This is a genomic window from Neisseria sp. P0021.S006 (assembly GCF_051956895.1).
The window spans coordinates 1-21,179 of record NZ_JBQCWZ010000002.1; the positions used below are offsets into that span (position 1 = coordinate 1).

A 21,179-nucleotide genomic window follows, 5' to 3' on the forward strand; every position below is an offset into this window, starting at 1 on the left:
ACGTGAAAACCGTGATGAGCAATCGCGGTATCGCCATGATGGGTTCAGGTTTCGCGCAAGGTATCGACCGTGCCCGTTTGGCTACCGATCAAGCTATCTCCAGCCCGCTCTTGGATAACGTTACTTTGGATGGCGCACGCGGTGTATTGGTAAACATTACCACTGCTCCTGGTTGCCTGAAAATGTCTGAGTTCAACGAGATTATGCGTATCGTCAACCAAAATGCACACCCTGAAGTGGAATGCAAATTTGGTGCTGCCGAAGACGAGAGCATGAGCGAAGATGCTATCCGTATTACCATTATTGCTACCGGCTTGAAAGAAAACGGTACTGACAACCAACTGCGTGCTGCTGCCCGTACCCAACAATTGGTACGCGGTGCGGAAGAAGCACCTCAAGCTCAAAGCCAAAGTAGTGCTGAAAGCCTGGTTCGTACCAACCGCAATATCCGTTCTATGAATCTGACTGCTGCTGATTTCAGCAACCAGTCTGTACTGGATGACTTTGAAATTCCAGCTATCTTGCGCCGTCAGCAACATACTTCTGATAAATAATCAGGATCATGTATGAAAAGACCTGCTTTTAAGGCAGGTCTTTTTTATGAGTAAAATAAACTTAAGGCCGTCTGAAAGTTTTCAGACGGCCTTAAGTTCAAATAAGGCAAATAACAAACTTACCCTTTATTGAGAATTTGCTTGTTTTCACCCTCACGACGCAACTCTTTGGGTAAGACAAATACAATGCTTTCTTCCGCACCTTCTCCTTCGCGTATGGTCTCGTGTCCCCAGTCTTGAATGGTTTGTAAGACTTCTCGAACCAAGACTTCGGGCGCAGATGCCCCGGCAGTGACACCGACCTTGGTTTTGTTTTCAAACCATTCTTTTTTCAGGTAGGAAGCATTATCGACCATATAGGCATCAACTCCTCGCAATGCGGCTACTTCACGTAAGCGGTTGCTGTTGGAAGAGTTGGGCGAGCCGACAACAATCACAATATCGCATTCTTCCGCCAATTCTTTAACGGCAGTTTGACGGTTGGTTGTGGCGTAGCAGATATCTTCTTTGTGCGGATTGCGGATATTGGGGAAGCGTTGGTTTAAAGCAGCAATAATGTCTTTGGTTTCGTCCACCGATAAAGTGGTTTGGCTGACGTAGGCAAGTTTGTCAGGATTTTTGATGTTCAGTCCGGCTACATCTTCCACTGTCTCAACCAAAAACATTTTACCCGGGGGCAACTGTCCCATTGTACCTTCTACTTCGACGTGGCCTTTGTGGCCGATCATGATGATTTCGTAATCTTGCTCATCGAGGCGGGCTACTTCTTTATGAACTTTGGTGACCAGAGGGCAGGTGGCATCAAAAACGCGGAAACCACGTTGTGCCGCTTCTTCCTGTACGGCTTTGGATACGCCGTGAGCAGAGTAAATCAGTGTGGCACCCTTTGGGACATCCGCCAAGTCATCGACAAAGACGGCACCTTTTGCCCGCAGATTGTCCACGACGAATTTGTTGTGAACGACTTCATGGCGGACGTAAATGGGCGCGCCGAATTCTTCGAGTGCACGTTCAACAATGCTGATGGCACGGTCAACACCGGCACAGAAGCCGCGGGGATTGGCAAGGATAATGGTTTTTTGAGTCATGTGCGTTCCGTTTTCAGACGGCCTTTGTGTCGTTTGAAGGTGTTTTTTTGTGCAGCAAACCGTCTATTACCAAGCAAACTGCGCCAACGCAGATAAAGCTGTCGGCAATGTTAAATGCGGGGTAGAACCAGTTTTGCCAATAGAAAAGCAGAAAATCGACAACGTGGCCGTGAATCAGACGGTCAACCACATTGCCAATTGCGCCGCCGATAATCATGGCTGCCCCCAGTTTGCCCCAGCGTCCAAACTCATCGCGCCAGATGGCACGGGCCAAATACAGGCTGATGACGACGGCCAGACCTAAAAAGAAGAATTTTTGCCAGCCGCCTTGGTCTGCCAAAAAGCTGAATGCCGCGCCTGGATTATAGGCAAGCGTCAGGTCAAAAAAGTCTGGAATGATATTGAGGCGTTCGCCTTCGGTAAAGTGTTTCAAGATTTCCCATTTGCTCAGTTGGTCAAGAATGATGGCAACGAGGGAAAGTAAGAAAAAGGGCGTTTTTGCAGAAGAGGATGAACTCATGTTTTCAGACGGTTTATGTAATAAAGGGCTTATTTTACCTGAAAGCAGGCAGGAAGTGTTTGCGATGGCATCGACGTTAAGGCCGTCTGAAAATAGAAACGCCGCCACTTGAATGTATCAAAGGGCGGCGTGGCATGTATGTGAGGGCTTATTGGTTTTTAAGTAATGGGAAGCCCAGTTTCTCGCGACTTTCAACGAATTTTTGCGCAACGATACGGCTCAGTGCACGAATGCGGCCGATGTAGGTTGCGCGCTCGGTAACGGAAATGGCGCCGCGTGCATCCAAGAGGTTGAACGTGTGGCCGGCTTTGAGTACAAGCTCGTAAGCAGGTAGGGCAAGACTGGTGTCTTCAACTGCAAGCAGGCGTTTAGCTTGTTCTTCGTAGTTGTTGAATTGGCGCAAGAGCCAATCGGCATCGCTGTATTCGAAGTTGTAGGTGGATTGTTCGACTTCGTTTTGATGATAAACGTCGCCGTAAGTGACGATGTTACCATCAAGGGTTTTTGCCCAAACGAGGTCGTACACGTTTTCTACGCCTTGCAAATACATGGCGAGACGCTCGATACCGTAGGTGATTTCACCAAGTACAGGGGAGCAGTCGATACCGCCGACTTGTTGGAAGTAGGTGAATTGGGTTACTTCCATACCGTTGAGCCAAACTTCCCAACCCAAACCCCAAGCGCCGAGAGTAGGGTTTTCCCAGTCGTCTTCGACAAAGCGGATGTCGTGTACTTTAGGGTCGATACCCAATTCGCGCAGGGAGTCGAGGTATAGGTCTTGAATATTGGCGGGAGCTGGTTTGAGCGCAACTTGGAATTGATAGTAGTGTTGCAGGCGGTTGGGGTTGTCGCCATAGCGGCCGTCTTTGGGGCGGCGGCTGGGTTGAACGTAAGCGGCAAACCAAGGCTCCGGGCCTAATGCGCGCAGGCAGGTGGCTGGATGCGAAGTACCGGCACCGACTTCCATATCGAAAGGTTGGATAACGGTGCAGCCTTTGTCTGCCCAGTAGTTTTGTAATTTGAAAATAATTTGTTGGAAGGTGAGCATGGTGGATGGAATAGATTGGAATAAAGAGGGTATTTTACTGTTTTGAGCTTGTTTTGGATAGGCTGAAGGAAGCGGCGTAGGTTATTTGCTGTTCAATAGGTCTGAAAAAGGGTCGTCTTCTGAAGAAACAGTGTATTTTTCTTGCGCCCATTCGCCTAAATCAATGAGTTTACACCGTTTGCTGCAGAAAGGGCGGTAGGGGCTGTCGGTGTTCCAAACGACTTTTTTGTGGCAGGTCGGACATTTTACAACAGGAGCGGTCATGCAGTTTCTTTCAGAGTTTTTGCAATGGATTGATAGTATTGATGCAAATGGGCAACCTTGATTTTTGCTTCTTCCATGCTATGGGTATTGTCCAATACATCGTCGGCATGCAGCAGTCTGTCACGTCGAGAAGCTTGGGTGGCCATGATTTGACGCGTTTGTTCTTCTGAAAAACCATTGCGCTGGTGTACGCGTTTGATTTGGACGGACTCTGGAACATCTACAACCAAAATACGGTCGGTCTCCGCTTTAAATGCCGGATTCTCAATCAAAAGCGGTACATCGACAATGCCGTAGGCGGATGAGGCAAGTTTTTGTTTCTGCTGTTGGATTTTGTTTAAGATTAATGGCAGAAGCAGGTTTTCCAGTTGTTTTTTAGATTGAGGCCGTCTGAAAACTTCTTCCCGTAAAGCCATACGATTCAGACGGCCTTTATGATCAAAAACCTCATCCCCGAAAAGCTGGCGGATGGCAGGAAGGGCTTCGCCGTTTTCAGCGGTCAGTGAGCGGCTGATGGCATCAGCATCGATAATGGGTACGCCAAGTTCGGCAAACATTTGGGCGATAGATGATTTGCCACTACCGATACCGCCGGTCAAGCCTATCCATAATGTCATTATCGGAATCCTGATTGTACGAGCCACCATTGTACCAGTTGGGTAATAGGTGCATTGGCAACCAAAATAATCCATCCTGCCACAGCAAGACTGGGACCAAAAGCAAAATATTGGCCTTTGCCGACACGGGCGATGAGTGCGCCCACCAGCCCGACTAAGGCAGCCATGAAGATCAGAACAGGCAAAATTCCTACGCCCAGCCATGCACCAAGCGCAGCCAAAAGTTTGAAGTCGCCATTGCCCATGCCGATTTTACCGGTCAGAAGTTTATAGACGGCGCATAAAGTATAAAGGCTCATATAGCCTGCGATTGCGCCTAAAACGGCTGAATGCAGGGGCACGAATGTATCATTCAGATTAAACAGCAGGCCGATCCAAATTAGGGGCTGAGTCAGGCTGTCGGGTAAATATTGAGTATTGGCATCGATAAAGGTCAGCGCAATCAATATGGCAGTCAGAATGAATCCGCCAATAGTTGCCCATGACCAGCCGTATTGCCATGCGACAATACCGAATAAGACACCTGTCAGCAGCTCAATCAGCGGATAGCGTATGCCGATAGCGGTTTTGCAGGAGTGGCATTTTCCTCCCAGGAAAACATAGCTGAGGATGGGGATGTTTTGCCAAAGTTTGATTGGGCTTTTGCATTTGGGGCAGCGTGAATCCGGTTTGCGCAGATTAAATGGCTGTTTTTCTTCGTCTTTCAGCTCGATGCCCAAATGCTCTTTAGAAAATTGTGTCCATTCGCGTTCCATCATTATCGGCGTGCGATAAATAACAACGTTCAGAAAGCTGCCAATCAGTAATCCCAAAATAACGGCTAAAGGAATAGCGAATGGCGCAAGAACGGAGAGGGCGTCGATGGCAGAGTAAATACTATCAAGCATATCAACCTACGACATTACCCAAGTTAAACAGAGGCAGATACATGGCAATCAGCAAGATACCGATGAGCGAACCCAATACCACCATGATGATAGGCTCCATCAAGGCAGATAAGCGGGAGACGGAGTTGTCTACTTCATCTTCGTAGAATTCGGCTGCTTTGTTCAGCATATCGTCCAAAGAGCCTGACTCTTCGCCGATGGCTGCCATTTGGATCACCATATTTGGGAACATATCTGTACTTTGCATACTGGATGTTAGCGACAGGCCTTGGGTTACCTTGGCTCGAATATCTTGAGTGGCTTCTTCATAGAGAATATTGCCGGATGCGCCTGCAACTGAATCTAATACTTCCACCAAAGGAACGCCGGCTGCGAAGAGGGTGGAAGTCGTACGCGCCCAACGGGCGATGGTCGCTTTTCGGACGATGGTGCCAAAAACAGGCAGTCTCAAAATCAAAGCATCGATTCGTTTTTGGAAAGTAGGCGATTTTTCATGGAGTTTGTACAGGCCGAAGGCCGAAACAATCAAAAGGATGATCATAATCCAGCCGTAGTCGACGAATAAATCAGACAAGTTCATGACAAGTTGGGTAAGGCTTGGTAACTCTGCACCCATATTGGCATAAACTTCTTTAAAGGCAGGTAGCACAAACATCATCATGATGAAGATAAGCGCAATCGCCACCACGATAATGGCAATCGGATAGGTCAGTGCGGTTTTGACTTTTTTCTTAATGGCTTGGGTTTTTTCTTTATAGACAGCCAGTTTGTCCAATAAGCTTTCCAATACGCCGCCGGACTCGCCTGCGCTGACCAGATTGCAATAGAAGCGGTCGAAATATTTTGGATATTTGGAGAATGATTTGCCTAATGCGCTACCTTGTTCGACATCGGAGCGAACCTGCATCAGCATTTCGGTCATGCTCGGATTGGAGTGGCCGCGAGCAACGATTTCAAAAGCCTGCATCAGCGGCAAGCCTGCCTTCATCATCGTTGCCAGTTGGCGCGTAAACACCGTGATGTCTTCTTGGGTAATACGGCGTTTGCGTGCGGTTTTAACTTTGCTGATACGCAAAGGGCGAATGCCTCTGCGTTGGAGTTTTTTGCGTGCTTCTTCTTCGTCTTTGGCAACTACTTCACCACGGACAAGACGTTCGGTCTCGGTATTTTTTCCTTCAAATGTAAAACGCTTGCCTTTGCTTCTTGAGCCGAACAGACTTCTTTTTTGCTCTGCTTGAGCCATGAGTTATCCCTTGTTTGTAAGAAATAAAGCGGACTGTTTCCCCGTACCGCTTTATTTTAATTTTCGAAAATATGGCAGTTTAGTCATTGGTATGAGCAGTCACTTCTTCCAACGAGGTCAGGCCTTGCATGACTTTCATGAGGCCGGCACGACGCAAGTCTACCATGCCTTCCTGATAGGCCATGTTCATGATATCAACTTCTGTACCGTTGTTCATAATGACTTTTTGCATTTCATCGCTGACCGGCATGACTTCATAAATACCGATGCGGCCTTTAAAGCCTTTGCCGCGGCAGCTGTCGCAGCCAACCGGGCGGTAGAGTTTCCAATCTTGAGCCAAGTCTGCATCGGTAAAGCCGGCTTTTTTCAATGCTGGAACCGGCGGGCGCTCAACTTCGCGTTTGCAGTTTGGACACAGTCTGCGCAACAACCTTTGCGCCATAATCAGGCTGACCGAGCTGGCGATGTTGAAAGGCGCAACACCCATGTTCAAAAGGCGGGACAGCGTGGCTGGTGCATTATTGGTATGCAGGGTAGAGAAAACCATGTGGCCGGTTTGGGCGGCTTTAATGGCGATGTCGGCGGTTTCCAAGTCACGAATCTCACCGACCATAATAATATCAGGATCTTGACGCAAGAAGGATCGGAGTGCGGCAGCAAACGTCAGGCCTTGTTTTTCATTGACGTTGACTTGGTTGACGCCTGGCAGGTTAATCTCGGCCGGATCTTCTGCCGTTGAAATATTCACATCTTCTGTGTTCAAAATACTCAGGCAGGTATAGAGCGAAACGGTTTTGCCCGAACCTGTCGGACCGGTAACCAATACCATGCCGTAAGGGCGGTTGATGGCTTCCAGCAGCATTTCTTTTTGGAAAGGCTCCAAACCGAGCTGGTCGATATTGAGCGATGTACCATCGGAATTTAGGATACGCATCACCACTTTTTCGCCAAACAATGTCGGCAAAGTGCTGACACGGAAGTCAATCGGACGGCCGTGTTTATGGAAGGCAATTTGAATTCTGCCGTCTTGCGGAATACGTTTTTCGGAAATATCCAAACGCGCCATCACTTTGATACGCGATGCCAACTGGCCGCGTACGGCGACAGGCGGCTGTACGACTTCACGCAATTGCCCGTCCACACGGAAACGGACGCGCGCCATTTGTTCGTAGAATTCAAAGTGGATGTCCGATGCGCCCGCGTTCAGGGCATCGGATAAGGTTTTGTGGATGAAACGGGGGATAGGGCCGTCTTCAGCTTCTTCATTGTCGATATAAAGCGATTGCGATTGCTGCGTTGCTTCATGTTCGTCGTTGATTTCTTTCAGAATGGTTGTCGAACGTTGACCCAGCCATTCCAGCAATGAGCTGAGCTGGTCGTCGGGAACTACGACCAAGTCGACACTTAAACCTGAAGCAAAAGCGATTTTTTGAAAGTTTTGGATTTGGGTTGGATCGGATACGGCGAAATAAACCTTGCGTCCGCGTTTGAAAATCGGAATGCAACGGTTTTGCACCATTTGCTCTTCCGTCAGAATGTCGCTGACTACATTATTGCGCGGGTAGTAGTGCAAATCCAAAAGGGGATAGCTGAATACGCGCGCAACTAACTCCCCCAAAGCTTTAGGGGAGATGATGCCGTCTGAAAACAGGTTGGGCAGGATTTCTTTGCCTGATTGTAAAAGGTTGTTGTAATGTTCCGCTTGTTGATTTGAGATGGTCTGGCTTTGAACCAAAACACGCAATAATCCGACACTCATTTTATTTTCCGTTTCTTGTGCAGTTTTCCCTTTAATTTAGAGGAAAGCCGTATTATTTTATCATTATTATGATTAAAGCATATATTTAATTATGCAAATCTGCTTAAGTTGCAAAGACATGCTTCTGCTTTAATTGTATTTTTATTTCAGACGGCCATTATAAAGCAAGGAGAATAGGCGTTAAACTCGATATTTTTGGATTATGATGAAAAAACAACAATTTTGTCGTATGAATCCAATCAATAACGAAATTATATTTCATGTTGCTATTGCTTGTTTGGAGATGGCAGAAAAGGTTGTTTTGATGGACAGACGGTTGGAATTTGAAATATGAAAAGGCCGTCTGAAACTGAGCAATCAGGTTTCAGACGGCCTTTTAGCTATTTAAATCCGATAGGATTGATTAGGCTTTGTTTTTCAGACGGCCATGCAATTCCTGTACGCTGTACACGCCCAAGTGTTCGCGGCTTTTTGCGCCTTCGCTCATGGCTTCGCCGCCGGCGATGGTGGTGTATTGCGGTACGCGTTGGGTGAGGGAGGTGCGGCGGATACTGTGGCTGTCGGTAACAGATTGTACTGTGCTGCCGACGGTGTTGACCACCAGTGCGATTTCGCCGTTTTTAATTGCGTCCACGATGTGTGGGCGGCCTTCCTGCACTTTGTTGACCGCTTGCACGATGATGCCGTGTTCTTTCAAGTATTCGGCGGTACCGCGAGTGGCGCAGACACCGTAGCCGAGTGCTTGGAAGTTTTGTGCGGTTTTGACGATGAGCGGTTTGTCTTCGTCGCGTACGGCGAGGAACACTTTGCCTGTTGTGCTCAAGCGTTCGCCTGCGCCGAGTTGGGCTTTGAAGTAGGCTTCGCCGAAGCTTGCGCCTACGCCCATGACTTCGCCGGTAGAGCGCATTTCAGGGCCGAGAATGGTGTCCACACCTGGGAATTTGATGAATGGGAACACGGCTTCTTTAACGGCGTAGAAGTCCGGGATGACTTCTTTTTCTACGCCTTGCTCTTTCAGCGAAATGCCTGCCATCACGCGTGCGCCGACTTTGGCGAGCGGTACACCGGTGGCTTTGGATACGAACGGTACGGTACGGCTGGCGCGTGGGTTTACTTCCAGTACGAAGACCACGCCGTCTTGTACGGCAAACTGTACGTTCATCAAGCCGACCACGCCCAGTGCGTATGCCATGGCTTTGGTTTGACGGCGGATTTCGTCTTGAATTTCTTCGTCCAAAGAGTATGGAGGCAATGAGCAGCCGGAGTCGCCGGAGTGGATACCTGCTTGTTCGACGTGTTGCATGATGCCGCCGATAACGACATCTTGGCCGTCTGAAACGCAGTCTACGTCCACTTCGATGGCGTTGTTCAAGAAGAAGTCGAGCAATACAGGGCTGTCTTCGGAAACTTGTACGGCTTCGCGCATGTATTTTTGCAACTCTTCGGCAGAGTGAACAATCTGCATGGCGCGGCCGCCGAGTACGTAAGAAGGACGGACAACCAACGGATAACCGATTTCTTCGGCTTTAACGAGGGCTTCTTCTTCGTTGTGGGCGATGCGGTTAGGCGGTTGACGCAGACCTAAGTCGTTCAACACTTTTTGGAAGCGTTCGCGGTCTTCGGCGGCGTCGATGCTGTCGGCAGATGTGCCGATGATGTTCACGCCGTTTGCCACCAATGCGTTGGCCAGTTTGAGCGGGGTTTGGCCGCCGTAATGCACAATCACGCCCCATGGGTTTTCGGTGCGGACGATTTCCAATACGTCTTCCAATGTCAGCGGCTCGAAGTATAGGCGGTCGCTGGTGTCGAAGTCGGTGGACACGGTTTCGGGGTTGCAGTTGACCATGATGGTTTCAAAACCGGATTCGCGCAGGGCGAGTGCAGCATGAACGCAGCAGTAGTCAAATTCAATACCTTGGCCGATACGGTTTGGACCACCGCCGAGAATCATCACTTTTTTACGATCGGAAGGACGGGATTCGCATTCTTCTTCGTAAGTGGAGTAGAGGTAGGCGGTTTCGGTGGCAAACTCGGCGGCACAGGTATCGACGCGTTTGTAAACCGGATGCAGTTTCAGCGAATAGCGGTGTTCGCGGACTTCTTTTTCACTTACGTTCAACAATTGTGCCAAACGTTTGTCAGAGAAGCCTTTGCGTTTCAGACGGCGTAAAGCGGCGTAATCCAAATCTTGCAACTGGCCGTCTGAAACCGATTTTTCTTCTTTCACCAAGTCTTCGATTTGCGCCAAGAACCAAGGATCGATGGCGCAGATTTCGTGGATTTCTTCCAGTGTGAAGCCTGCACGGAACGCATCTGCTACAAAAAGCATACGCTCAGGGCCCGGGTTGGCCAGTTCGCGGCGGATTTCCGCTTTGTCTTCGCTGCGCGGATTGAAGCCGCACAAGCCTGTTTCCAAGCCGCGCAGGGCTTTTTGGAAGCTTTCTTGAATGGTACGGCCCATCGCCATCACTTCGCCTACCGATTTCATCTGAGTGGTCAGGCGGTCGTCTGCGGCAGGGAATTTTTCAAATGCGAAACGCGGGATTTTGGTCACGACATAGTCGATGGAAGGCTCAAACGACGCGGGCGTGCGGCCGCCGGTAATGTCGTTGCGCAACTCGTCCAGCGTAAAGCCGACCGCCAGTTTGGCCGCTACTTTGGCAATCGGGAAGCCCGTTGCTTTAGATGCCAACGCGGAAGAACGGCTCACGCGCGGGTTCATCTCAATGACAATCATCTCGCCGTTTTCAGGGTTTACCGCAAACTGAACGTTTGAGCCGCCGGTATCCACGCCGATTTCTCGCAACACTGCCAACGAAGCATTACGCATGATTTGGTATTCTTTATCGGTCAATGTTTGTGCAGGCGCAACAGTGATGGAGTCGCCGGTATGCACGCCCATCGGGTCGAAGTTTTCAATCGAGCAGATAATGATGCAGTTGTCGTTTTTATCACGTACAACCTCCATCTCGTACTCTTTCCAGCCGAGAACGGATTGCTCAATCAGCAACTCATGCGTAGGCGAAGCATCAAAACCGCGTTCGCAAATTGCTAAGAACTCGTCTTTGTTGTAGGCAATACCGCCGCCCGAACCGCCCATCGTGAAAGAAGGACGAATCAGGGTAGGGAAGCCGACCTGTTCTTGCGCTGCCAAAGCTTCGTTCATGGTGTGGCAGACAAAAGATTTCGGGCAAGACAAACCGATTTTTTCCATCGCTTCTTTAAAGCGGCCTCGGTCTTCTGCTTTGTCAATCGCGTCTTCGGTCGCGCCAATCAGCTCGACGTTGTATTTCGCCAATACGCCGTTGCGCGCCAAATCCAGCGCACAGTTCAGCGCAGTCTGGCCGCCCATGGTAGGCAGAATCGCATCAGGTCGCTCCTTGGCGATAATTTTTTCCACCGTCTGCCACATAATCGGCTCGATGTAGGTAACATCCGCCATTTCAGGGTCGGTCATGATCGTGGCAGGGTTGGAATTCACCAGAATGACTTTATAGCCTTCTTCACGCAAAGCCTTGCAGGCCTGTGCGCCCGAATAGTCAAATTCGCAGGCCTGACCGATAACGATAGGGCCGGCGCCGATGATAAGGATGGATTTTAGGTCGGTACGTTTGGGCATGGGTGGGTCTCTTTGGGTTGGTTATTCAATATTTATAAGTGGTTTCAATCCGATAAATATATTCTTTGTCGTCAATCCAAACTGTAAACAATTCGTTTGGCTGTATTTTTTTCTCGCCTAAATTAGTATGCCAAATTTCAGTATCGAATGAACCAAAATTAAATTCACTGGCAGCTTTATCTAAAATGAAAGGATAAGTATTTTGTGCTTGTTTATGTTCTCCAAACCATCTTCCTTCAATAATTTTATTATTTTCTAATGCAGTCAGAATAATAAATTTATCTTCATTTTGAGGGCTGGCATTATCCAGCCAAACAGCAGTAATTCTTGAAAATTCCATTTCTCTATCCACAAAGATTGAATGACAGAAAGCAAGCGTAGGTTGGGTTGAAAACCCAACACAAACCGCTTAATTGTCTAAAGCATCGGGTTTGCTAACCCAGCAAGCTGTAGCCCACATGTAGGGTGTGTGCGGTACGCACGCACGCGTTCTCCATTTTTCCTGCAATTCCAACCTACCGCGTGCGTGCCTTGCGGCACATACCCTACCGATGGGTTCAAAGGTCGTCTGAAAAAATGCTCGCGGCGTTTGTTCCATCTGCCTTTCGATAAAAAGCTACCTGAAAAATTCCTGCCGTTGATATTTTGGTGACTCTTTTTCAGACGACCTTTTGCATTTTTATGTTGCACAGGCCGTCTGAAAACTTCCTTAAAAACTAGTGACAAACGTAATCAAGCCCAAAATGATGCCTGGGGCGTTCGCCAGCATGACGGGGTAGTCGCGTTTTTCTTTCAAAAAGCCGTAGGCAACCCATAATGTGCAGTTGATGGCGGCAACGAGGGGTTGCAACGGCGAGCCGGGGTTGCCGGCAAGGTTGTTTTGGATTTGTGGGATATAGGAAACGTACATACCGACGGCGGTTAGGGTGGCGACGACGGATAGAATGCGCATTTGCTTTTCTGTCATGGTTTTTCCTTTCTGATTAGAGGGTTGGGTTTCAGACTGTGTAGATGTTGAGAGAGTGTGTACCTGAATTTATATTTTTTGAGGTTTGGTTTTCAGACGGCCTGTTGTTGAGTTGAGTGTGGCCGTCTGAAACAATCAGCTTTATTGTTTTGCTGCTTTGATATTGTCAATGAATTTGTCGAACAGATAACCGACGTCTTGCGGACCCGGGCTGGCTTCGGGGTGGCCTTGGAAGCAGAACACGGGTTTGTCTGTCAGTTCGATGCCTTGTAAAGTGTTGTCAAACAAGGATTTGTGGGTAATGCGTGCGTTGGCAGGCAAAGTGTCAGCATCAACGGCGAAACCGTGGTTTTGGCTGGTAATGACGACTTTGCCGCTATCCAAATCTTGTACTGGATGGTTGGCACCGTGATGGCTGAAGCGCATTTTCAGGGTTTTTGCGCCGATGGCGAGGCTGATCAGCTGGTGTCCCAAACAAATGCCGAAAATCGGTTTGCCGCTTTCCATCAGTTTTTGTACGGCTTTGATGGCGTAGTCGCAAGGCTCAGGGTCGCCGGGGCCGTTGGACAGGAATATGCCGTCAGGATTGAGTGCCAACACGTCTTCCGCGCTAGTTTGCGCCGGAACGACGGTCAGGCGGCAGCCGCGTGAGGCGAGCATGCGCAGGATGTTAGTTTTGACACCGAAATCGTAGGCGACAACGTGGTAAGGCTGTTCGGAAGGGGTAATGAAACCTTTGCCCAATTCCCATTCGCCTTCGGTCCATTCGTAAGTTTCTGTGCAGGAAACTTCTTTTGCCAAGTCTTTGCCGACCATGCTGCCGAATGCGGCAATCAGTTCTTGTGCTTTTTCAACGGTGGCATCTGCACCGGTCAAGATTGCACCGCCTTGTGAACCTTTTTCACGCAACAGGGTGGTCAGGCGGCGAGTATCGATATCGGCGATGGCGACAGTTTTATTGCGTACCAAATAGTCGTGCAGGCTTTCGGATGCGCGGAAGTTGCTGTGCAAAAGCGGCAGGTCGCGGATAATCAAACCGGCGGCGTAAACGCTGCGGCTTTCTTCATCTTCAGCGTTGGTGCCAGTGTTGCCGATGTGTGGATAGGTAAGGGTAACGATTTGTTTGCAGTAGGAAGGGTCGGTCAGGATTTCCTGATAGCCGGTCATGGAAGTGTTGAACACGACTTCGCCGGAAGTCGAACCTTCGTAACCGATTGATGTGCCGTGAAATACGCTGCCGTCAGCGAGAACGAGAAGAGCCGGAGTGGTCATGATGGAATCCTGTTTGCCTGATGATGGTCGGTTCGAAAAAAATGGTCAGGCCGTCTGAAAAATAAAAATTGTTTACAAAAAAGACAGCCTTCGGAAATCTCGGCTAAAAAAAAACACGCTCCGCAGCATTGATTTTGCTGTGTAACGTGCTTTTTCAGACATAGCGGTCTATGCCGTAGAAGCAGTGTATTTTAAGTCAAAGTAATAGGAATTTCAAGCGTAGAGCCAATAATCGATAATTTAAAAACGTTTTATCTTTACGGTACAGTCCCTTGCTTTTGGAATGCCTGATGAATAAGGTTGAACTAAATATTCAGTCAGGCCGTCTTAAAACTGAGCAGGCAGATTGTTTCATTTTTGTTGTGTTTGAAATGCAGGTGTCGGGAAATTCAGCCGAATCAAACATGAAACAGGCTGTTTATGCTAGAATCGTAACCTTATAAAAAATAAAAACAACGTCATTTTTAGCTGAGATTATCCGATGAAAAAAGAACACATTATGCAAAACGCTCCATCAGGCCGCCATCGCCTCATTCATGCAAGCGTCGCTTCCGCTTTAGCGCTTATCAGCATTTCCGTTCAGGCAAATACGCAGCAATTTGCCCAAACTCCTTTTTACCTGCAAAACAAAACCGACGTCAGCGGCCAACCCAAAGTCAAACACAATATTATGTTTTTGATTGATGACTCGGGCAGTATGCAATGGAATGTACAAGGTAAGGAAACATCTGTACGGGCTGATAAAAGAATAACGATTACTAAGGAGGCCCTAAAATCGGTATTGAAAGAGTATGGCGAAAAACAACGATTCCAGTGGGGTTTGCAAACTCTGCATAACAATGGTCGTACTGATACTCCAGATGAGGGGGGCTTTACCGATGATTGGAAGGATGTTCAAAGGAGGGTAGATGGCATTGATCCTGGCCATGCTACGCCAATCACGCGCCGCTACTATGAAGTAGTCAAAAACTTTGTGATGCCCAATATCAAATACCGTTGTCAGAAGTCTTATGTGATTGTGATGTCGGACGGCGATGCCAATATGAGTTGTAGTAACCAGATTCCAGGTGAAGATCCTCGTTTATCTCGTAATACTAACTTCAACTACGATAGGGATTATTACTATTCAAACTATTACCGCGATATTGAACGTAGTGCGGGTACGTCTGCATACCAATATTTTGGTCCGTCTGAAGTGAAGGCTAATGATGATAGCTATGGGAAAGGTAAATTCTTTAATGGTGGAGGTCGTATCAAAGGATACTTTGATTTTCTACCTTATCAATATGATAATGATTTTGGCTTGCCTGAGAATGAAAAGAAATTGCTATGTCAATCTAGTAAATATAAGCATGAGTATGATCCTAATTATGGTAGGTATATGTGGGTAGCTGCAGGCGAAATTATTGTTCCTTATTGGGATAGGAACTATAAGGATGAAAAACGCGGTATGCGTTTCTTTAGCCAGACTTTGGCAGAAAAAGACATTAAAACAGCAAAAGACGGTTCAGATGCTGCGGGTAAGAGCTGGGATGGTGATCCAAGCGATCCCAAAGGCATAGATTACAGCAAGCAATTGGTTCAGACTTTTACTGTGGGTTTTGGTGAGGGGATCTCTGAAGTTGGGAGAGAGTATCTGGAAAAGGGTGCGAGCCGTCCAGACTGGTATTTTAATGCTGCGAAAAAAGAAGATTTGCTTGAAGCCTTTAAAACCATTGTCGACAATATTGAAAATGACAGCAAAAATACGAAATTTGAAGGAGTATCCTCTACTGCTCCGGCAACGACCAGTATGGGTATTCCCGATATGGCGGCAACGGTTCATTTGAATACCGGCTCTTGGAGTAGTCAATTGCGGTTTTATAAATTGAACCGTGATGGTACACCTATCAATACGACTGAGTTTGTTCAGCCATCATTTAATAACCGCCTTACTTTGGTTAATGACGGCAGTAAGACCTATTTCATCGATAGAGTTGCAGATAATGAGGCTTCAAATGCCGATTTTGGCATTTCAGACGGTAGTGCGAAAGATAAGTTGGAATGGAAAAATGCATTGCTGAAATGGACTGGCCGAGTAGGTAGTGATGAAACCATCAAAGCGGATGCAGAGACAAAAGGTTATAGCCAGTCTTATCGAATTCGTCCGACAGATTCTGCTGATTCAAGTAAAGATGAACGTAATTTAGGCGATATTTTAGATGGTTCGGTTGCAGCTATTGGCGATAAGCGCGACAACCGTCAAGAGTTTTTGGTCTCTGCTGCCAATGACGGCATGGTACATATTTTCCGTAATGGTACGCCTAGCAATCCTTATGACTTGAAACTCAGCTATATTCCGGCAGGCATGGAGCGCGAGGACGATCAAGGTCAAGCGACAACTTTGGGCAAGGTTCTGAAAGATATTGCACGCGATGGTTACGGCTCTGGCACGCCGCACCGTTATATGGTTAATGGTGGCTTTGTTCTCCGCCAAACACCTGATAAGCAAACCTTTATGTTTGGTGCGATGGGTCAAGGTGGACGCGGTGCGTATGCGTTGAATATTGGTGCGGTAGCTAACAGCGATCGTAGTGGTTGGAATACGACTGTGCCTTTGTTTGAAACAAAAAAAGGCTTTGACAATAAGCTGGGTTATACCATTGGTTCGACACAAATCGGCCGTGTTTCCATCAAACGCGATACCACTCCGGTCAATCTGGAATCGAATGTGCGTTATGCGGGCTTCTTGGCTAGCGGCTATCGTACTGAGGATGTGAACAGTGCCGACAATGAAACGGCTTTGTATGTTTATGATATGACAGGGAAAGAGGCAGGGACAAAAAATACTGGTACTAATGTTTCTTCTTCTAAAGCCGGCAAGCTCTTAGCTAGAATTCCTGCACCGAATGGCAAAGGCGGCCTCTCTACCCCTACTTTGGTAGACACCGATTTTGACGGTATTGTTGATATTGCTTATGCCGGTGACCGTTACGGCAATATGTTCCGCTTCGACTTGAGAGGTAAAACCGAGTCTGAATGGTCGGCGCAAATGATTTTCCAAGGTTCGGGGAATCAACCGATTACGTCTGCGCCTGCGGTATCACGTCGTGGTAAAGATAAGTATGTCGTTATTTTTGGTACGGGTAGCGAGATTTATCAGAATGAACTAGAAGGTACTAACGGACAAATCAATGCCGTTTACGGTATTTACGATGATGTATCTACTGATGCGGTTTTGGCAAAAAGTAGTGAGTTGGAACAGCAAACCAGAGAAAGTGACGACGAACATATTTATGTCAGCGACAATAAGGTTGGTGAAGGTAAAAAAGGCTGGAGTCTGACTTTAGATCCGAATGAACGTGTGACTGTCAAGCCGACGATGATTTTGCGTACAGCTGTTGTGACCATCCGCAAGTATGAAACCAAAACAATTCATACTGACTCTTCTAGTACCGATGTTTGTTTACCGGACAGTACATCCACACAAACGACAGCGAAAACGATTATTCTGGGTGTAAATGCTGAAAATGGCGGTCGTTTGGGCTTGCGTGATGCGCGTATCTCCAGCAAGGATCGTACATTTATCAAACGCGAGAATAATGGCCAGATTTATTACGCCAACGGTATGACTTTTGATGGTGTTATCAACTTTACTTATATAAATTCCAGCAAAGCCGATGATTCTCCGGTAACTGCCGATGGCGATAGCGGCGGCACGGGTACGGATAAGGAGTTGAACGCTACGCCGAGCGTGCCAAACAATAAATGTTTTGCAACCAAAGGCGATCGCAGTCTCTTGTCTAACCAGCTGGTTAGCCTGGAAGTACAAGGCCGTACATGCGGACTCAAACGCATCAGCTGGCGTGAATTGTTCTTTTAATTGGTAAGGATTAAGCATCGAGGCCGTCTGAATTTTTTCAGACGGCCTTTTCTGTTGAGTGGTAGTAATTGAGAGATGCTGGATTAAAAAATGGAAAACTTTGTTTGTGGATATAACAAGCTTTGATCAAATTGAGAGCTTGGATAAAGTTAAATGACAGACTTAGGCTATTCTTTTTTAATTTTCTACTATTTGGCTAAGAAGTTAAAAGGCCGTCTGAAAAATATCTTTTCAGACGGCCTTTGATTTAAAAAGAGCTAATCAAGGAGCGCATTGTTAGATGCTGTTTTTAATAATTTTCCGCAGAGTGGATAGTTGCCGGCGGCTGACGGGCAGCGGGGTCGGAATATCGAGAATTTTAGCGCCCCATGTGGATGCGTATTCGTCGTTTTCGTCGTCGTCCAGTCGAATCAGGCTGTCGAGGGTGTGGCGGAAGACGAGGGCATTGCGATGGATGCGGATGACTTTGTCGCCCAGCAATTCTTCCCAGTAAACCAAGGTCTTCGGTAATTCGTAGCTGTGGCCGTCGCCGGTAAACAGATAGACGGTTTTGTGTTCCGCCATCAGGTAACGCGCCTGTTGCCATGGGATTTCAACCATGCGTTCGCGGTTGTACACTTTGAAATGGGTGAAACTGTCTGCTTTTTCGCGGTTTTTCTCGATGATGCGGTCAAGCGCGGTTTGCAGGCGGGTCATTTTGATCGGTTTGAGCAGATAGTCTGCGGCGGCCAGCTCAAACGCGCGCAGGGCGTGTTCTTCGTAGGCTGTGGTGAATACAATTTCCGGCTGGCGTTTGGCGGTACGCTTAATGCGTTCGACAAACTCGAGACCGTCGATTTCCGGCATGCCGATGTCGGCAAATACGATGTCGACTTCGTGGACACTCAGCCACTCCAATGCTGGCATGGCATGGTGAAAGACGTTGAGCAGTACGACATTGCACTCTTCCAATAATACACGTAAGCGTTCTGCTGCTAATACTTCGTCTTCTACAATAATGGCACTTGGCATAGCGGTATTCTTTTTGTTGTATCGTGGGAGATCTGCCGCGCTTTGTCATCCTCAATAACGCGTCAGCCGTATGTTGTTACAACCTTGAAATTATCAGTTTGTGACAATTTTAGGAAATTTTTAAAATATACATGATTTTTCGCTTCTTGGGCATGGTTTGGGATGAGTCGGAAGATTACTTACATAATTTTATGAAATATTGTAATACCCAGAGTAATTTTGTTGTAATCATGCTAATTCAGTCCGTGATAATGGACGATTTTGGGATTTTGTCCATTTGCCAGTGTGCCACCGCCCAATCGAGCAATTCCTGCGGACGGTTCATAGCAGGTGCATCGGGCAGGTTGAGGTAGGTTAGGACTTGGCGGAGAAGTTGTTCTTTTTGATTCAAATCCAAAGCCGGGGCAAGGGTTTGTTTCGACCATTTTTGCCCTTGGCTGTTGGTCAATAGGGGAAGGTGTGCGTAGGCCGGTGTGGGAACGCCGAGGCATTGTTGCAGATAGATTTGGCGTGGCGTGGAAACAAGCAAATCTTGACCGCGGACAATATGGGTTATGCCTTGGTCGGCATCGTCAGCAACCACGGCAAGCTGATATGCCCAATAGCCGTCGGCACGGAGCAGGACGAAATCGCCGATATCGTGTGCCAGATTTTGTGCGTAATGTCCGACAATGCCGTCTGAAAAACCGATCACGCGATCGGGAACTTGAATGCGCCATGCCGGAGTTTTGTTTTGCGTATCGGGTCTTTGCTGAGGATTGCGGCAACGGCCGTTATATACAAATCCGTCTGCGCCATGTGTTGCCGCCGCCTGCCAGTCTTTGCGGCTGCAATAGCAGGGATACACCAGCTCGGCTGCTTTGAGGTGGTCGAGGGTGTCTTGATATAGGTCGTAACGGCGGCTTTGATAGACGACTTCGCCATCCCACTCAAAGCCGAAGGCTTCAAGCGTGCGCAAAATGTCGGCGGCGGCGCCGGGCATTTCGCGCGGGGGGTCAAGGTCTTCAATGCGGACCAGCCATTTGCCCTGATGAGCGCGCGCGTCGGTATAGGAGGCGACGGCGGTCAGTAGGGAGCCGATATGAAGCAGGCCGGTAGGGCTGGGGGCGAAACGTCCTATATACATGGCAGGGTGGTTTTGTAGGGCAGGGGAAGTATGCCTGCACGGTATTCAAATCGTGATAGAAAAGGGCGTGCCGTACACGTCCGAATTTGGGTTTCAGACGGCCTGAGACTTTTCAAAATGATTTAAGTTTCTCGGCCGTCCGTTCAATCCGCTTAAGCCAAGGGAGCCAGTAGTTTGGCGAAAGCGTCTTCAAATTGTTTCAAACCGTCTTCCTGCAAACGAGTTGCCAAAGTTTCGACATCAATGCCGAGTTTCGCGGTTTCGGCAAGCTGCGCTTTGGCTTCGTCCACACCTTCGGTCAAAGTAGCTTTGGCGGTGCCGTGGTCGATAAAGGCTTTGAGTGTGGCATCGGGAACGGTGTTGACGGTATGGGCGCCAATCAGGCTATCAACGTACAACGTGTCAGGATAGGCAGGGTTTTTCACGCCGGTAGATGCCCATAAAAGTTGGACGCGGTTGGCACCTTTTTCGGCAAGTGCGGCAAATTCGCTGCTGCCGAAGTATTGCGCCCAATCTTGATAGGCGGCTTTGGCCAGTGCAATGGCGACTTTGCCTTTGAGGTGGTCGGGCAGGGTGGCGTCCAATGCGGCATCGACACGGGAAATAAAGAAGCTGGCGACAACTTGGATATGGGAAACGTCGTGTCCTGCTTCCAAACGTTTGGCAATGCCGCGCGTGTAGGCCGCATAGGCTTTGAGGGTTTGGGCGCGGGAGAAGAGCAGGGTCAGGTTGACGCTGATGCCGTCTGAAACGAGGATTTCAAGCGCTTCGATGCCTTCGTCGGTTGCCGGTACTTTAATCATGACATTTTTACGGCCGATGGCGGCGTGCAGGCGGCGCGCTTCTTCAACCGTGCCTTGTGCGTCTTTGGATAATTCAGGCGAAACTTCGAGGCTGACGAAGCCGGTTTTGCCGCCGGTGGATTCATGTTCGGCAAGACATACGTCGCAAGCGGCTTGTACGTCGGCAACCGCCATGGTTTCGTAGCGTTGTTTCGGGGTCAGGTTTTGCTGTTTGAGTGCGGCTACTTTATCGGCGTACAGGGCATCTCCGGCAAAGGCTTTTTGGAAAATGGCAGGATTGGAAGTTACGCCACACACACCTTGCTTCAGCATTTCTGCCAATTCGCCGCTTTGTACCAGCGAACGGGAGAGATTGTCCAACCAGATTTGTTGTCCTAATGCTTTAACGTCCGATAAAATAGTCATCTCTGATTCCTTTTACATAATAGGTTTGTTTGTGAAGTGGCGGTAATGCTACGCCGATTCGATGAATTTGAACAGTTTACAGCCGATTAATTTGGGCAAAACAAACCTAAATTCAAGCACGAAAGGTGGCTTTG

At 48.2% G+C, this 21,179-nt stretch carries 17 protein-coding genes and 1 pseudogene; 3 read left to right on the forward strand and 15 right to left on the reverse strand.

Features of this window, described 5'->3' with window-relative positions; translation table 11 throughout:
- Positions 1–554: pseudogene (locus ACTHUM_RS00630) on the forward strand (cell division protein FtsZ); the annotation flags it as partial.
- A gap of 119 nt (positions 555–673) precedes the next feature.
- On the opposite strand, the gene ispH reads toward ACTHUM_RS00630, so the two are convergent.
- From ispH to ACTHUM_RS00680, 10 genes are all read right to left on the reverse strand, one after another.
- The gene (gene ispH / locus ACTHUM_RS00635; RefSeq protein WP_440361233.1) at positions 674–1,642 is read right to left on the reverse strand and encodes a 4-hydroxy-3-methylbut-2-enyl diphosphate reductase; all 969 of its coding nucleotides are present in this window, start codon (positions 1,640–1,642) and stop codon (positions 674–676) included.
- A gap of 13 nt (positions 1,643–1,655) precedes the next feature.
- Entirely contained in the window at positions 1,656–2,162 is a 507-nt protein-coding gene (lspA, locus tag ACTHUM_RS00640) for a signal peptidase II (RefSeq protein WP_039861846.1), read from the reverse strand.
- 148 nt (positions 2,163–2,310) lie between these two features.
- Positions 2,311–3,210, reverse strand: a complete 900-nt coding sequence (gene glyQ, locus ACTHUM_RS00645; protein WP_004518869.1) for a glycine--tRNA ligase subunit alpha — start codon at positions 3,208–3,210, stop codon at positions 2,311–2,313.
- A gap of 81 nt (positions 3,211–3,291) precedes the next feature.
- Positions 3,292–3,474 carry a DNA gyrase inhibitor YacG gene (gene yacG, locus ACTHUM_RS00650; RefSeq protein WP_004518868.1) on the reverse strand — a complete coding sequence of 61 codons (183 nt, stop codon included), beginning with the start codon at positions 3,472–3,474 and terminating at the stop codon, positions 3,292–3,294.
- On the reverse strand, positions 3,471–4,091 hold the full coding sequence (gene coaE, locus ACTHUM_RS00655) for a dephospho-CoA kinase (protein ID WP_004518867.1): 621 nt from the start codon (positions 4,089–4,091) through the stop codon (positions 3,471–3,473). Before coaE ends, yacG begins: the two co-directional genes overlap by 4 nt.
- A complete protein-coding gene (locus ACTHUM_RS00660) occupies positions 4,091–4,978 on the reverse strand; it encodes a prepilin peptidase (protein ID WP_004518866.1) in 888 nt (295 codons plus the stop codon). Before ACTHUM_RS00660 ends, coaE begins: the two co-directional genes overlap by 1 nt.
- A gap of 1 nt (position 4,979) precedes the next feature.
- A complete protein-coding gene (locus ACTHUM_RS00665) occupies positions 4,980–6,221 on the reverse strand; it encodes a type II secretion system F family protein (protein ID WP_004518865.1) in 1,242 nt (413 codons plus the stop codon).
- Between the two features lie 79 nt (positions 6,222–6,300).
- Complete coding sequence (gene pilB, locus ACTHUM_RS00670) at positions 6,301–7,980, reverse strand: type IV-A pilus assembly ATPase PilB (RefSeq protein WP_004518864.1); 1,680 nt, start codon at positions 7,978–7,980, stop codon at positions 6,301–6,303.
- Between the two features lie 403 nt (positions 7,981–8,383).
- Entirely contained in the window at positions 8,384–11,599 is a 3,216-nt protein-coding gene (gene carB / locus ACTHUM_RS00675) for a carbamoyl-phosphate synthase large subunit (protein ID WP_070695288.1), read from the reverse strand.
- Positions 11,600–11,624: 25 nt separating this feature from the next.
- Positions 11,625–11,939, reverse strand: coding sequence for a hypothetical protein (locus ACTHUM_RS00680; protein WP_070695289.1), 315 nt, complete (start codon positions 11,937–11,939; stop codon positions 11,625–11,627).
- Positions 11,940–12,068: 129 nt separating this feature from the next.
- Between ACTHUM_RS00680 and ACTHUM_RS00685 the strand changes: the two genes are divergently transcribed.
- Positions 12,069–12,251: a hypothetical protein gene (locus ACTHUM_RS00685; RefSeq protein ID WP_168165176.1), complete on the forward strand. Its 183-nt coding sequence runs from the start codon at positions 12,069–12,071 to the stop codon at positions 12,249–12,251.
- Positions 12,252–12,308: 57 nt separating this feature from the next.
- Here the strand turns inward: ACTHUM_RS00685 and ACTHUM_RS00690 are convergent, their stop codons facing one another.
- Both ACTHUM_RS00690 and carA read right to left on the reverse strand, forming a co-directional pair.
- The gene (locus tag ACTHUM_RS00690) at positions 12,309–12,566 is read right to left on the reverse strand and encodes a SemiSWEET family transporter (protein ID WP_049331825.1); all 258 of its coding nucleotides are present in this window, start codon (positions 12,564–12,566) and stop codon (positions 12,309–12,311) included.
- 141 nt (positions 12,567–12,707) lie between these two features.
- Entirely contained in the window at positions 12,708–13,838 is a 1,131-nt protein-coding gene (carA, locus tag ACTHUM_RS00695) for a glutamine-hydrolyzing carbamoyl-phosphate synthase small subunit (RefSeq protein WP_150540610.1), read from the reverse strand.
- A 499-nt stretch (positions 13,839–14,337) separates the two neighbouring features.
- Here carA and pilC point away from each other — a divergent pair, with 499 nt between their 5' ends.
- Positions 14,338–17,700 carry a PilC family type IV pilus tip adhesin gene (gene pilC / locus ACTHUM_RS00700; RefSeq protein WP_224783384.1) on the forward strand — a complete coding sequence of 1,121 codons (3,363 nt, stop codon included), beginning with the start codon at positions 14,338–14,340 and terminating at the stop codon, positions 17,698–17,700.
- Between the two features lie 276 nt (positions 17,701–17,976).
- Here the strand turns inward: pilC and ACTHUM_RS00705 are convergent, their stop codons facing one another.
- From ACTHUM_RS00705 to tal, 3 genes are all read right to left on the reverse strand, one after another.
- Positions 17,977–18,711, reverse strand: coding sequence for a LytR/AlgR family response regulator transcription factor (locus ACTHUM_RS00705; protein WP_003686784.1), 735 nt, complete (start codon positions 18,709–18,711; stop codon positions 17,977–17,979).
- A 238-nt stretch (positions 18,712–18,949) separates the two neighbouring features.
- Positions 18,950–19,837 carry a tRNA glutamyl-Q(34) synthetase GluQRS gene (gene gluQRS, locus ACTHUM_RS00710; RefSeq protein ID WP_440361234.1) on the reverse strand — a complete coding sequence of 296 codons (888 nt, stop codon included), beginning with the start codon at positions 19,835–19,837 and terminating at the stop codon, positions 18,950–18,952.
- 152 nt (positions 19,838–19,989) lie between these two features.
- Positions 19,990–21,045 carry a transaldolase gene (gene tal / locus ACTHUM_RS00715; RefSeq protein ID WP_004518856.1) on the reverse strand — a complete coding sequence of 352 codons (1,056 nt, stop codon included), beginning with the start codon at positions 21,043–21,045 and terminating at the stop codon, positions 19,990–19,992.
- Positions 21,046–21,179: the final 134 nt, after the last annotated feature.